Annotated in this window: 11 protein-coding genes, 1 tRNA gene and 1 other annotated feature; of the genes, 3 read left to right on the plus strand and 9 right to left on the minus strand. The window is 56.6% G+C overall.

Annotated elements, in window-relative coordinates; translation table 11 throughout:
• Window positions 1-10: 10 nt before the first annotated feature.
• Window positions 11-622 (minus strand): HAD family hydrolase, encoded by a 612-nt coding sequence (locus tag ACW5XC_RS19545; protein ID WP_042054407.1) that lies wholly within the window; start codon window positions 620-622, stop codon window positions 11-13.
• Window positions 623-792: 170 nt separating this feature from the next.
• Window positions 793-914 (plus strand) — a sequence feature (Phe leader region).
• Between the two features lie 38 nt (window positions 915-952).
• Here ACW5XC_RS19545 and pheA point away from each other — a divergent pair.
• Window positions 953-2,125 carry a prephenate dehydratase gene (pheA, locus tag ACW5XC_RS19550; RefSeq protein ID WP_005343631.1) on the plus strand — a complete coding sequence of 391 codons (1,173 nt, stop codon included), beginning with the start codon at window positions 953-955 and terminating at the stop codon, window positions 2,123-2,125.
• Between the two features lie 76 nt (window positions 2,126-2,201).
• On the opposite strand, the gene ACW5XC_RS19555 is transcribed toward pheA, so the two are convergent.
• Together ACW5XC_RS19555 and ACW5XC_RS19560 are read right to left on the minus strand one after the other, a co-directional pair.
• A complete protein-coding gene (locus ACW5XC_RS19555) occupies window positions 2,202-2,627 on the minus strand; it encodes an LPP20 family lipoprotein (protein ID WP_005349622.1) in 426 nt (141 codons plus the stop codon).
• A 10-nt stretch (window positions 2,628-2,637) separates the two neighbouring features.
• The gene (locus ACW5XC_RS19560) at window positions 2,638-3,258 is read right to left on the minus strand and encodes a FlgO family outer membrane protein (RefSeq protein ID WP_042054406.1); all 621 of its coding nucleotides are present in this window, start codon (window positions 3,256-3,258) and stop codon (window positions 2,638-2,640) included.
• Between the two features lie 206 nt (window positions 3,259-3,464).
• On the opposite strand from ACW5XC_RS19560, the gene ACW5XC_RS19565 reads away from it, so the two are divergent.
• The gene (locus tag ACW5XC_RS19565) at window positions 3,465-4,619 is read left to right on the plus strand and encodes a flagellar assembly protein FlgT (RefSeq protein WP_019446850.1); all 1,155 of its coding nucleotides are present in this window, start codon (window positions 3,465-3,467) and stop codon (window positions 4,617-4,619) included.
• Window positions 4,620-4,669: 50 nt separating this feature from the next.
• Window positions 4,670-4,746: transfer RNA gene (locus ACW5XC_RS19570), tRNA-Arg, on the plus strand.
• Window positions 4,747-4,899: 153 nt separating this feature from the next.
• On the opposite strand, the gene ACW5XC_RS19575 is transcribed toward ACW5XC_RS19570, so the two are convergent.
• The 6 genes from ACW5XC_RS19575 to ACW5XC_RS19600 all read right to left on the minus strand — a co-directional run.
• Window positions 4,900-6,267, minus strand: coding sequence for a tetratricopeptide repeat protein (locus tag ACW5XC_RS19575; protein WP_042054405.1), 1,368 nt, complete (start codon window positions 6,265-6,267; stop codon window positions 4,900-4,902).
• A 236-nt stretch (window positions 6,268-6,503) separates the two neighbouring features.
• Window positions 6,504-7,247 (minus strand): hypothetical protein, encoded by a 744-nt coding sequence (locus ACW5XC_RS19580; protein WP_052451219.1) that lies wholly within the window; start codon window positions 7,245-7,247, stop codon window positions 6,504-6,506.
• Window positions 7,248-7,570: 323 nt separating this feature from the next.
• Window positions 7,571-8,371 (minus strand): hypothetical protein, encoded by an 801-nt coding sequence (locus tag ACW5XC_RS19585; protein WP_052451217.1) that lies wholly within the window; start codon window positions 8,369-8,371, stop codon window positions 7,571-7,573.
• The gene (locus ACW5XC_RS19590) at window positions 8,371-11,733 is read right to left on the minus strand and encodes a toxin VasX (RefSeq protein ID WP_042054404.1); all 3,363 of its coding nucleotides are present in this window, start codon (window positions 11,731-11,733) and stop codon (window positions 8,371-8,373) included. Before ACW5XC_RS19590 ends, ACW5XC_RS19585 begins: the two co-directional genes overlap by 1 nt.
• Window positions 11,734-12,570, minus strand: coding sequence for a DUF4123 domain-containing protein (locus tag ACW5XC_RS19595; protein WP_042054403.1), 837 nt, complete (start codon window positions 12,568-12,570; stop codon window positions 11,734-11,736). It lies immediately after the preceding gene.
• Window positions 12,570-13,094: bacteriophage T4 gp5 trimerisation domain-containing protein (locus ACW5XC_RS19600; RefSeq protein WP_456516105.1), on the minus strand; the 525-nt coding region annotated here is incomplete at its 5' end. The genes ACW5XC_RS19600 and ACW5XC_RS19595, both read right to left, overlap by 1 nt.

Below are 13,094 nucleotides of genomic sequence, written 5' to 3' on the forward strand. Positions count from 1 at the left end.
TACAGGGGCATCACCCCTTGCCGGTGGCGGGCAAACAGCCCAGCTCACCCAGTTGCTGACGACAACTTGCCGCGTCGGTAAAGACGATCCCCCTGATACCGAGGGCCTCGGCGGCCGCGATGTTGGCGGGACTGTCATCGATGAAGAGGCACTCTGCCGGTTTCAGATCGAACGACACCAGCAGATAGCGGTAGATATCCGGCTCCGGCTTCATCATCCGCACCCGCGCCGACACCACCTTGCCGCTAAAGAAGCGCCAGAAATCCTGATGCTGCTCCAGCCAGTCGATGCTGGCATGACCCATGTTGGAGAGGGCATACAGGGTGTGCCCCGCCCCGTGCAGCTCGGCTATCAGGGTTAGCATAGCGGGATCTGGCAGCAGAGAGGCCGGAACTGCCTGTAAAATAGCCAGATTCTCCGCCGTCGAGAGGCCAGTGCGCGCTTGCGCTTCCTGGGCCATGGTGTGGAGCGACATGGTACCTCTGTCCACCTCCAGCCAATCCGGATGGTTAAAGAGCTGTTCGGCCAACTGTTCAGCCCCTTGCGGGCCACGCACCGAACGCACTATGCCTACCGGATCCCAGCTCACCACCACCCGTCCCAGATCGAAAATAATCGCCATCGTCTTTACCTCCCCCACTGGGTTTCAGTCATCAAAACAGAGTCAATAGAACATCGCTCATACGCCATTTTCTTAACCGGATACCCTGCCCCCATCCCCGCCCGCGGGCAAGTTTTACTTGCATCAGACCGGCAAATCCCTTAATGGTTATGACGTTACTTCAAGGACACACTTATGCACGCACCATTCTTCTTTGCTTTCTCGTTTATCCGGCCCGCTTGAGGGAAGGCCTGTCGTCGTGTGAACAGAAAGCAAAGACGAATCGAGCCTCCCCTAGCGGAGGCTTTTTTTTGCATTAATATCAATCGATTACTTGGATAGGGAACAATCATGGCAACGCTCGACGAGATCAGACAAGACATCACCCGGTTGGATCAGGAGCTGCTTGCCCTGCTGGCGAAACGCAAGACCCTCAGCATCGAGGTCGCCCGTGCCAAGCAAGCCAACCCGCGCCCCATCCGTGACCACCAGCGGGAACAGGAGCTGCTGGTCGCCCTGATCCAGAAAGGGCGCGTGCTGGGGCTGGATGCCCAGTACATCACCCGCATCTATCACACCATCATCGAAGACTCTGTGCTCTCCCAGCAGGCCTATCTGCAGAGCCTGCTCAACCCGGAGCAGCAGGAGCCGATGACCAGCGTCGCCTATCTGGGGCCGCGCGGTTCCTATTCCAGCCTGGCCGCCCGCAAATATCTGGCGCGCTACAAGGATCAGGTGATCGAGGTGAACTGCCAGAACTTCCGCGAAGTGCTGGATGCGGTGGAGTCAGGCCGCGCCGCCTTCGGCGTGCTGCCCATCGAGAACACCAGCTCTGGCTCTATCAACGAAGTCTATGACGTGATGCAGCATACCAGCCTCTCCATCGTCGGCGAGCTAACCTACCCCATCGAGCACTGCATCCTCACCGCCGTACCGACCGAGCTGAGCCGCATCAAGACCTTCTATGCCCACCCGCAGGTGTTCCAGCAGTGCTCCCACTATCTGAGCAAGCTGGAAGGAGCCCGTCACGAGATCTGCGACTCCTCCTCCAGTGCCATGATGAAGGTGAAAGAACTGGCCAGCCCGGAGGCCGCCGCCATCGGCAGCGCCGCCGGTGGCGAACTGTATGGTCTGGACGTGCTGGCCGAGCAGCTCGCCAACCAGAAAGAGAACTACAGCCGCTTCATCGTGGTGGCGCGCAAGCCCATCGACGTGGCGCCGCAGATCCCGGCCAAGACCACCCTCATCATGTCCACCTCCCAGAAGCCGGGTTCGCTGGTCGAGGCGCTGCTGGTACTGCGCAGCCACGAGATCAACATGACCAAGCTCGAATCCCGTCCGGTGCAGGGCAACCCGTGGGAAGAGATGTTCTACCTAGATGTCTCCGCCAACCTGCAGACCCCGGCGATGCAGGCCGCACTGGTGGAGCTGACCAAGATCACCCGCTATATCAAGGTGCTTGGCTGCTACCCGAGCGAGGATGTGAAACCCACCGCAGTGCCGCCGGTGCTGATGGGGAGCTAACCAGCCCACAACGACAAAAGGCGAGCACCCTGCTCGCCTTTTGTTTTGATGCCTGTTTTCAGGTCAGGCATTCAACTCAGAACTGACCCGCCATCAACTGATTGATGTTGTAGAGGGCACGGGTATCGAGCTCCATCTCGGTGGCATAGGTGTTACCGCGCGGATAAGAGGCAACCACCCGGGCACCACGCACCACACCGGCGACCGACACATCCAGCGAGTTGGAGGTCTGGGTCAGGTCACGATAGCTGCTCTGGCCGCGCACCTGCTGACCATTGAGCTGCTCTGCCAGCTCGCGATAAGCATCCATCTTGGAAGCGCGAATGGCTTGCAGCATCTTCTCCGACTGGGAGGGACCGGGCTGGATGTCGATCACCGCATACCCCACCGCCTTGAGCACCGGAAAATCATCGGGCTTGCCACCCTGGGTGTAATCCACCACCCGGTTGTAGCTGCAACCGGTGAGCAAGAGTGCCAACAGGCAACCAAACAGGATCTTCATGACTCGCTCCTCACGGGGTCAGGTTGACCAGATGACCGCCCGGCCTCGCCTGACTGTCACGCATCAGATAACCGCGATTGATCGATGCCCGACCAAACGAATTGTTGGCACCGAACAGATATTTTTGCGGGATCAGGCTCTGGGCCGTGGTCTCCACCATCTTGGTGCGCATATCGATGATGCGGGCGTTGACCAGAACCCCCTTGCTGTTGCGACTGAAGGTGCCGACCAGAATGCGGGAGATCGGCAAACGGGAGGAGAGCTCCTTGTAGTTTCGGCTCAGCACGAAGTCCCCCTGCGGCGTTACCTTGATACTGCCGGTCAGCTTGAAGTCCACCACCACCTCGCCGCGGCGGTTGAGCTCGTAGATAAAGCTCTCCTCAATCTGCTGCCCCATCCAGTTGGTATCCTGCAGGGTATCGAGATCGACGAAAGAGGCCACCGCGATGGGTTCGGTCAGGGTGGTCAGCGATTTGCGCTCCATCAGCTGGTCGGTCATACGCGCCACCAGCCAGTTGAGCTCCATCCCCTGCGCCGCCTGGCGGGGGTCACCCTGATCCCGATTGATAGGGTCGGAGCCACACCCGGTCAATGCCAGGGCAAGCGCCAACGCCGTGATGAGTTTGTTCATGGATACCTTTCCTGTATCTGCACCTGACTTATTATCGGACGCGCCGGACAAAGCTTGAGCCGGGAATGAGGCATGATTCTTGCTTTTTAATGGACATCGTCAGCGCCAACGTGCGCTGCCACTTGGAACGTGTTGTGATCCATGTCGGCCAGCAGGCGTCATTTCCTCAAAATGGCTCGGCGGCCCGCCAACTCAAGGTATCTGCTATGAAATTACCGCTGCTGTTGACCCTGCTGCTGGCCAGCCTGAGCGCCCGAGCCGAGCTTATCGAAGCGCAGGGCAGCGCCGCCATTCTGGGGGGCGATGAAGTCTATGCCCGCGAGCAGGCAACCCGCGACGCCCTGCGTCAGGCGCTGCTGGCTAGCGGCGCGGCCGTTTCCAGCGTCCAGCGTCTGGAAAATGGCAGCCTGCGATCCGAGCAGATCCAGATCCGCTCCGGCGGCGACATTCGCCAGTATCGGCTCAAGCGGGAAGAGGTGCGCAACGGCCGCATGTATATCACGCTAGTGGCCGACATTCAGGCCGAGCGCCAGATCTGCCAGACCCAGCACTTCGCCAAGGATTTGACACTGGTGAGGCTGCGGATGCGCTATCCGGACCAAGCCAGCTACGGCGCCATGGACGACATGCCGGAAAACCTCTCGCGGCGGCTGTTCGAAACTCTCGCCAATGCGCCGCAAGGGGTCGCGGTGCGCCAGTGGCTGGATGAAAACCTGCGCATCGATCCGCTCCATCTGCAACAGGGAGATCGCAGCGCCCTCGAGGAGATCAAGGCGCTCAGCCTGCGTACCGACAGCCAGTATCTGGTGCTCGGCAGCATCGACGATCTCTCCATAGAGCCGCAAGGCAACCAGCTGACCAGCTGGTATGAGGATCCCGTACGTAACTTTCGCATGCAGCTCTACCTGTTTGACGGCATCAATGGCAGCCTGGTCAACCGCAAGGTCTACGAAGGGCGCGCTACCTGGACCTTTGGCAAGCGGGAACAGGTGGGCAGCAGCAGCGGCCAGTTCTGGCAGTCAAGCTATGGCCAGGAGGTCAACTACCAGTTGCAGCAGGCGGCTCAGGATCTGGTAGCCCAGCTCACCTGCGCCCCGGTCACTGCAAGAGTGGTAGGTCAGAACGAGCGAGGTCCCTACATCAATCTGGGACGGCGCAACGGTGTCAAACTCGGCGATCAGTTCCGCATCCAGCACAACGCCGACTTCATCGACCCCTACGGCAAGTCGCGCATGATGCGCAACCCGGCCGATGGTCTGTTCGAGGTGGTGCAGGTATTCGACGATGGCGCCATCATCAGCAGCCAGAACAAATATTCGCCGTTTAACATCCAGAATGGGGATTTGGCAGTATTGGAATAAGAATCAAGGGTTTAAAAGGGAGTTGCTTCTTGTATAATGCCCGCCACACAGCTCCCGTAGCTCAGCAGGATAGAGCGGTCCCCTCCTAAGGGACAGGCCACTGGTTCGACTCCAGTCGGGAGCGCCATATAAAACAAGGGGTTGGCATCTTCATGATGCCAACCCCTTGGTCGTTTTTGGCCCTGGCGTGCTTGTGAGCGTATTGCCCCATCCTTCACTCAAAACCCAGATACTATGGGATAACACAGTGGCCCTGAAGGGCCACTTGCCTGTCAAGCTATCAGCCTTTTTGCCAGGTAGTGGCGATCTTGCCAAACCAGTGCTCAGAGAGCTTTTGCGCCTGTTTGACTTCCGGCTTGGTCATCGCTGCTTCCAGCTCATCACGAGCCTGCACAGCTTCTGGCATCCCTTCTGTTGCCGCCATAGATAACCAGGCATAGGCATGTACCCGGTTGCGCGGAGCTCCCAGTCCCTCTTCACGCATGGTTCCCATACGGTATTGAGCCATCCGGTCACCCTGCTGGGCAGCCAGACGATATTGCTTGAGTGCCAGCACATAGTCCTCTTTACCGCCCAAACCCTGCCGCAGCATCTCGCCATAAGCATATTGAGCCTGGGTATGACCTTGTCCAGCAGCTTTGGCATAGCTGGCTCTGGCTTGCTCCAACTCACCCTGCTCTTGCTGCAACTGCGCCAGCTCGAAACTGGCCTTGGTGATCCCGCCTTCCGCAGCCAGAGTCAACCAATGCTGCCTGGCTACGCCATCTGTTTGTTGCAAGCTCAGTTGGTACTCCGCCTCATGCGAGCCATGAGTCACAGCCAACTCCAACCAATATCTGCCCAACGCAGGATCAGCTTGCACCTGCTCTCCCGCCAGATAAGCAACACCCAGCCATAGTTCAGCTTCGGCAGAACCCGCATTGGCAGCCCGCTGATAAGCCGCGAAAGCATCAGTTGGTGTAGCCTGACGAGCCAGCAACAGCAAGGCATCCGGCTGCTGCTGGGCGGCCGCCTTCTCAAACCAGCGCTGGGCAATATCCGGGCGTTTGATCACCCCTTTCCCCTGCTCATAGCGCTTGCCCAGCTGATACTGAGCGTCTCGATTGCCCAATTCTGCCGCTTTTTCCAACCACTTGACGGCATCCTCATCCGCCCCCTGCTGCTTGGCATACCACTGCCCAAGGATCAATTGCGCCTCTGCATGATCCTGTTTGGCGGCTTGCTCGAACCAGTCGAGGCATTCACTGACCAGCTTGCCCTGATGCTGCTCCTGACACATCAGGCCCAGCTGATAGCTGGCATTGCTGTTGCCAAGGCGAGCAGAGCGCTGCCACCACTGGGTAGCGAGCGTCGGGTTTTTGGGCTCCCCGAGCCCAGCCTGATACCAGTCACCCACTTGCCAAGCAGCATTGGCGCGGATCTGTTTATCAGCGGCCAAGGGGCCAGACTGCGCGGCCGCTTGCTGCATCCAGTGCATGGCATTGGGGTAATCGGGTTGGGTTGCTAGGCGTCTGGCCAGTTCATACTGGGCGCGGCCATCCCCCTGCTTTGCGGCTTGGGATAGCTCGGCATCAGTGCGTGGCGCCGTGGCAGAGCAGGCGGTTAAGATGCTGGCAGTCAGTGCCAGCCATAGGACTCGATGGGTCATGAGAAATTCTTCGCTGAGTGAAAAAGGGGCGAATAAAACAGGGCCGGTTACAGATAGTGCCATTATTGGTCAATCAAGGGGCAGAAAAGCTGAATTACAGCCTCTCTGCCCCATGGCTTAATGTTTATTGACCAGCAGATCGAAGCGAGCCAGCTCGTCCTCCGCCTTTCAATATCTAAATAACAAGCCCAGATTAATTTACATATCGACTCTGTGCTTGTTATTAGTGAATAACTTTACGTGACAGGATGGCCCTTTATATATTTTATTTCGACGCATCTAATCTGCGATTTAATAAGTTCAACGACCCATCCAAAATCCTCAGATTTACAATATATGTTATCGCTATGTGCTGATTTAAAGGGTGTGGATTCAAATCTCAGGGCTTTTTTCCTATTGGAAATAAAAAGCGTGTAGGGCCACTCTTTTTTAAACATGGTTTCATGCTCTGTCACTTCACTTTTAAAGTCAGTAAAAAATACTGCCAAAAGCGCCATACCACCGGCACCCACCAGGGCCAATGGCCCCAGCAGGGCAACCGCGAGCACACATACCACCACACCAAACCACGCCAAGCCACGGACTATGGTATAGGCCACTTCGGGTATCGCATCCTGATAAGTGACGATGACACCCTCAGTGGTTACCCGGTAGTGGTAATCCTTATCTGCCATAACCAAATAGCGAAAATAAGGTGTCATTGCCATAGCGACACAGAATGCTAGATAAGCAACCCCCCAATCACCATCACCAGCAAGCAATACGCAACCCACAGCGAACAACGTCATAATTGTTGTAACTGTTAGAATCATTAGCCAAGCGAATGGTGTAGGAACCCTGATATCCCATTCATGGAGAGTCGGGGCTTCGCGCACCCTTTTTTGGTTGGCATCGATAATGCGCTGTTGCTCCTCCTGCGGTAGCAGATGAAAAGGGGTCTCCTGCTCATTAGCCCCAATGACTTCGTTTGCATTGTCCATTATCTGTTCCCTTGCTTGCCGACCATCAACGCGGGCATGGTACCCAAGCCGCCGGAGCTTGTCGCCAATGTGATTGGGCCGCTACTGCTACTGCTGCCCTTGAAGATAAATTCTTGCTGCACCATGCCCCCGAGATAACCCAGCTCCAGCTTGATGGCGGTATTGATATCGCCCCCCAGCGGCAGGGTATAGACCAGATCATCCCAACGTCCGCGCTGTGTCTCCAGGGTTTTGGGCTGCTTATTTGATGAACCATCTCTGTTTTTTTTGGCTCGACATTAGCCTGAAAAACGTTCGATATCTCGCCCTGCCAATACAGCTCATTATTTATCAAAATTTCTTTTAAGGCCGACATCAAGGACGCCTAAAGGGGATCTGCGAAGGGAAAATTCGGTATTGAACTCCCTATACTCTTTACAATCAAGTTCTGACATAAGCAGCTTAAGGATGAAGATGAAATCCTTATGTTCACAGTGTAAATCTGAAAATGCACCATCTTCGAAAGGAACCGTTTCAAATCTAATCAAAGATTTTTTTTTCACAACCTTACACACATAAGTACAGTTTTTATTGAAACCAAGATATAGAGTCGTTACCTCTTTCTGGAAACCAGTGAAAAATATAGCGAAAAGCGCCATGCCACCGGCACCCACCAGGGCCAATGGCCCCAGTAGGGCGACCGCGAGCACACATACCACCACGCCAAACCACGCCAAGCCACGGACTATGGTATAGGCTGCTTCGGGTATCGCATCCTGATAAGTAACGATGACACCTTCAGTGGTTAACCGGTAGTGGTAATCCTTATCTGCCATAACCAAATAGCGAAAATAAGGTGTCATTACAGCAGAGACGCTCAACATAATATATACCCCGCTCCAATCCTCACCCGCGGTCAATAACAGCCCTCCCCCCCCGAGAAATAGTGTCGAGAAGAGGCACATTATTATGATGATAATCCAGGCTAATGGCGTGGGAACCCTGATATCCCATTCATGGAGGGTTGGCGCTTCACGCACCCTTTTTTGATTGGCATCGAGAATGCGCTGTTGCTCCTCCTGCGGTAGCAGATGAAAAGGGGTCTCCTGCTCGCTCACCTCAATGACTTCGTTTGCGTTGTCCATTATCTGTTCCCTTGCTTGCCAACCAACAGCGCGGGCATGGTACCCAAGCCGCCGGAGCTTGTCGCCAATGTGATTGGGCCGCTACGGCTACTGCTGCCCTTGAAGATAAATTCTTGCTGCACCATGCCCCCGAGATAACCCAGCTCCAGCTTGATGGCGCTATTGATATCGACCCCCAGCGGCAAGGTATAGACCAGCTCATCCCAACGTCCGCGCTGTGTCTCCAGGGTTTTGGGCTGCATGGCGACCTGATAGCGTGCCACATCCTCTTTAGTGCGGGCAGGTATCATCTGGCCAGCCTTGGCGAGCGGTTGGCTAATGACCTTCAGCCCGATGGTCTGCCCGCGCAAATGCGCAGGCAGCGAGAGCTGCAATTGCCATTGGGGGCGACCCGTGTCCATCCACCCCTGAGGGGCCGAGCGCACCACACTTAGGCTGGCCCCCGGTTTATTGACTAGCAGCTCGAAGCGGGCCAGCTCCTCTTCGGCAGACCAGCCAGCAGGGTTATTGCCCCAAGTGGATTGCAATAACCACTTTTCCAGATCCGAAGTTTTAAAGATATTGAGCAGTACAGTCACGACCAGATAGGCGGCTCCCAGCACAAAGAAGCCAATGCCCATCCAGCTTGCACAGATGGCTGCGATGGATGAATAGCCCAGCAAGCCATTGATGCCTAATTGCGCAAACTGTGCCAAAAAAATTAAGAATTGTCCGCCCAATACGCCCACTTTCATCTGCAAGAGCGTCTTCTCTATGCCGCTTATCAAGGGGTCCTTACTAGCCTGCAAAGTATCCCAAAACTCAGCCCCGGCCGCCGCCATGCCCAGGCCAGAGAAGGCCAGCATACGCAGCGAGAAGGTTTTCACCAGCGCGGCATGCTCACCGACACCAGCTTCTTTCAAGGACATCCTAAGTAATGGCTCGCCATTTCTTGACAATGGCTTCAACTGCTCCCAAACCACCCCCTGATAGAGCGCGGCGATGGCATTGCCGGTCCAGGCGAAGGCCGAGCCCAGCTGTATATTGGCGCGCAACCGGCCAACCGACTGGGCATTTTGCGCCGTAGCCGCCATGACCACCGTCAGATTCCAGAGGTTAAGCAGGGCCACCAAGCCGCCAAAGGTCGTCAGATTGGGGACTCTCTCGTTCATGGCGCTGATGCGCTGATTTACGCCACTGCGCACACTTGCCAGATAGTCGCCGATATATTGTCTGGCCTGCTGCTGGTAGAGTTCACCCTTGAGTTTGACCAGCATGGGCATCTCACGGGCGATCAAGGCATCCAGCTTTTGCTGCAGACTGTGCAGATTGCCGTTGATGGCCTGCACTGTGGTGTTGTGTCCCGGTGGTGGCGAGCTGATGGCCACCATCTGTTTGGCAATGAGCCAGACCTTCTGCTGGAAGCTGTTGGAGAGCATGCGATAGCCGCTGTTGACCTGCAGCGGCTGGTCACCGAGCAGTGATTCCAGCAGCACCAGCCTCAGATTACCTGCCAGGTTGTTCTTCCAGGCGTGGGGCAAGATGGCCGCCATGATCTGGGCGTGAGCGCCCTTGGCCAATGACGTTGCTGCCGCTTTCATGGCGTCAATCACGGCCTCGACAGTCTGAAACCAGGGTTTTTGCTTGAGCCCGTCGTCACCCAGTAGCGCCTCCAGGTCGGCCGTTCTACCGAAAAGGGCCGTCATATCGCCAGAGGAGGTGCTGAGCCAGACATTGTCGACCGTCTGTTCACTCAGCCCTTTGTGCAGCGCCGCATCAAAACCATAGGGGGCCAGCGCCAGCAAGTTGTCATTGACCTTCTCGCCGAGCAGTTTTTCCAGCGCTTTTTTGTTGTCCTCTGTGCTGCAACTGAGAGAGAGGGCCTGCCCTGCCTCGGCAAACAGGGTTTGCAGGTAGGCTTGCCCTTCGGCCGTGCAGTTGTCGAGCCCCAGGGGCAGCGGATCGGCCTTGAGGCGGGTCAGGCCATTGCGCAGGTCCTCATGGGCCCGCACCAACGCCAGATCCAGTTCATTGAGTGGCACCTGATACTGCTTGATAAAGGCATTGAGGCTACTCCATTTGACCTCGTCCTGGAACGCTGCGCGCTCTTTCCATTGACTGACCTGCTTGTGGGATGGATTGAAACCATATTGTTCCCGCAGGATCTTTAGCTTGGCATCTGCTCGTTTCGTCATGGGGGAGTCGAACCTCACCATACCCGGCTCTGCCGTCATGTTCTCCATATCGGCGAGATAGCGATCCCCAAGATAATCATCCAGCGCCTCTTCAAAGGCATGGGTCCTGGCCACATTCCCCCTGACGGAGGCGGGCAACTCTTTCTCATCGAGGCGCACCCGGGCCAGATTGCGCGTCACCTCGGCCATCATCAACTTGTGCGTGTTTGCCTTGCGCTGTTTCTCATCCTTGCCCATCAAGGCTTCGCGCTTGGCCAACAGTTGATTGACCTTCATGGAAAGGTCTGCCAGATCGGCCAGCGGATCCTCCAGAGCCACAACCATAGCGCTTTGGGGATCCGGCATTCCCGCCTTGTAGGCGGCTGGTGAAGCCGCGGGCTTGTGTACCAACAGTTTGATACCTTGCTTATCCTCTTCGGCTGGCTTGGCCAGTGGAGTGCAAGAGAGCACAAAGCCATTATTTGGCATACCGAGATCCGCAACCTTATCTAGAGCATCAGGCAAACCACAATGTGCGGCCTTCATGATGCTTGCAAAACTGCCCAGCTTCACCTGCTGCATCCAGGCACTGCGCAAGCCGCTGTTCTTCTCCATCTCTTTCTTGATGCGCCCGGTCCAACGCTGGGGAGAGTAAATGAGGGACAACGAATGAGTCGCCGGGTAGAGCAGATGGCCCTTGCTCCCCTTGCTCTGACTGATGAACGTGGCATCTTTCACTTCATATTCATCCAACACCTTGGCTTTTTCGTCATAGACATAGAGCCAGCCATCGCGCAGTTGGCGCAGGGCATAACAACTTTCCTTGAGCTTGAGCGGTGCAACAAAACCCGCTCCGGCGGATAATGGATGCGGCTGCTTCTGAGGAGGTGCGAAAGGCTCATCAAGGGCATAGCGCACTGGCACCAGGGCGATATCTTTGTTTTTAAAGGGACAGGTGCCAACCGGGCTTTTGCAATCCTTGTTGCTGGTCGCCATTGCTGTCTGATTGGCACCATGCTTGGGAGTGGTCGCTGCGTTGCCCGTTGTGGCTGCACTGTTCGATGTCGGCAGTTTCAGGGTTTGCCCGCTATAAATTTTATCCGGATCAGCAATGCCGTTGAGTTTGGCAATGGCATCGACAGAGGTGTTATTGCGACGAGCAATGGCGCTCAGGGTATCGCCCTGTTTCACCTGATAGGTTTGGCCCATTTAGCTTAACTCCTGTGGTAATGCGTGCTGCTCAGCCCAACTGGCTGCCAGCTCCACACGTTGTGACGGGGTTTGCGCCGAAGGCGCTGTCAGCAGTTTGGTCAGGGTCGGGTAGTCATCTCCCTGCCACCATCCCTCGCCGACAAATCCCAGCACATTGAAAAACAGCAGCTGGTCGCGCTCGGTCTGAAATCCCAGTTGATAGGCCTGTTTGGCCCAGTGGGCAATCCATGCCTTTGGGTCGGACTGCTGCGCCAGCCTCGCGGGAAACCACGCCTGCATATGGCGATAAGCCGCATCCTGCAGGCTTTGCCAGCTCACCTCACCAAGCCGGGTCCATTGAATGTCAGTGAGCCTGCACTTATCACCGATGGGGTCAGCCAGCGTCTCTTCGACCTGCCAATGGTGCCAACCGGTGCGGGTCGGCAGCCAGACTTGCGTTATCCCCCGCCACAGCCAGGGGTCGGCATCTACCATCAGGCAGGCCATGGTTTCTGGGGCTGCCAGTTTAAGCAAGATGCGGCTGCCATAGGGGCTTTCGACCTCGATAAGCTGGCGCAGCTGGTCAGCCAGCGGTAATAGCGCCTGCGGCGAGGCAAGCAGCCATCCGGTATTGGCAGGCTGCTGCTGAAACCAGCTGAGCAAGGGCTCGCTGGCCTCCACCAGACAGGGAGAGACCTCCCGCAGGCTATCCCAGGGGGCATAGAGATAGAGCGGCTGATAGGCCGGGCTGTCGCTGATCTCAAAGAGTTGGCGCTCAAGCTCAGGGATCTGCCCGCCATCGAGCAGCAAATAGAGCCGCTCACCGAACGTCAGATCAAACTCGGGCAATCCCATTACTTGCCCTCCTTGGCCAGCTGCTCACATATCTCGCAGACTGGCTCGGCCGATTTCAGGGTCGCAATCTGACGCACCGGGTCGACCGGGGGCGGTGGGGAGACCACCTCCACATCATCAGGTTGTATTGGCATCTGCCCGCCCCAGCCAGAGCCAGAACTCGGACTACCGCCAGAGTTCATCTTGATAGAGCCGCCAGAGAGGGTGACACCACCGGCATCAATCTTGACAAAGCTGCCGCCGACTTTCAGGGTGATCTCGGAGCCAGCCTCCATCACGATTTTCATCCCCGCTTTGTGGTGCACTTCACTGCCTGCATCAACCAGCAGTGACTGCCCCAGCTTCTGGTGCATGGAGGCATCCACCGTCAGCGAATAGTCCGCCTTGATCTGGTCACGCTTCTCCCCTTCAACCGTCAGGTGGTCGTTGGCCTTGATGCGGGTGACCCGCTCGTTGTCGATGTCACGATGCTCGTCATGCTTGATATGCCACGCAGCATCGTTCTCGATAAGCACATTCAGGTC

This window comes from Aeromonas sp. 25-AL00135, from assembly GCF_054052385.1.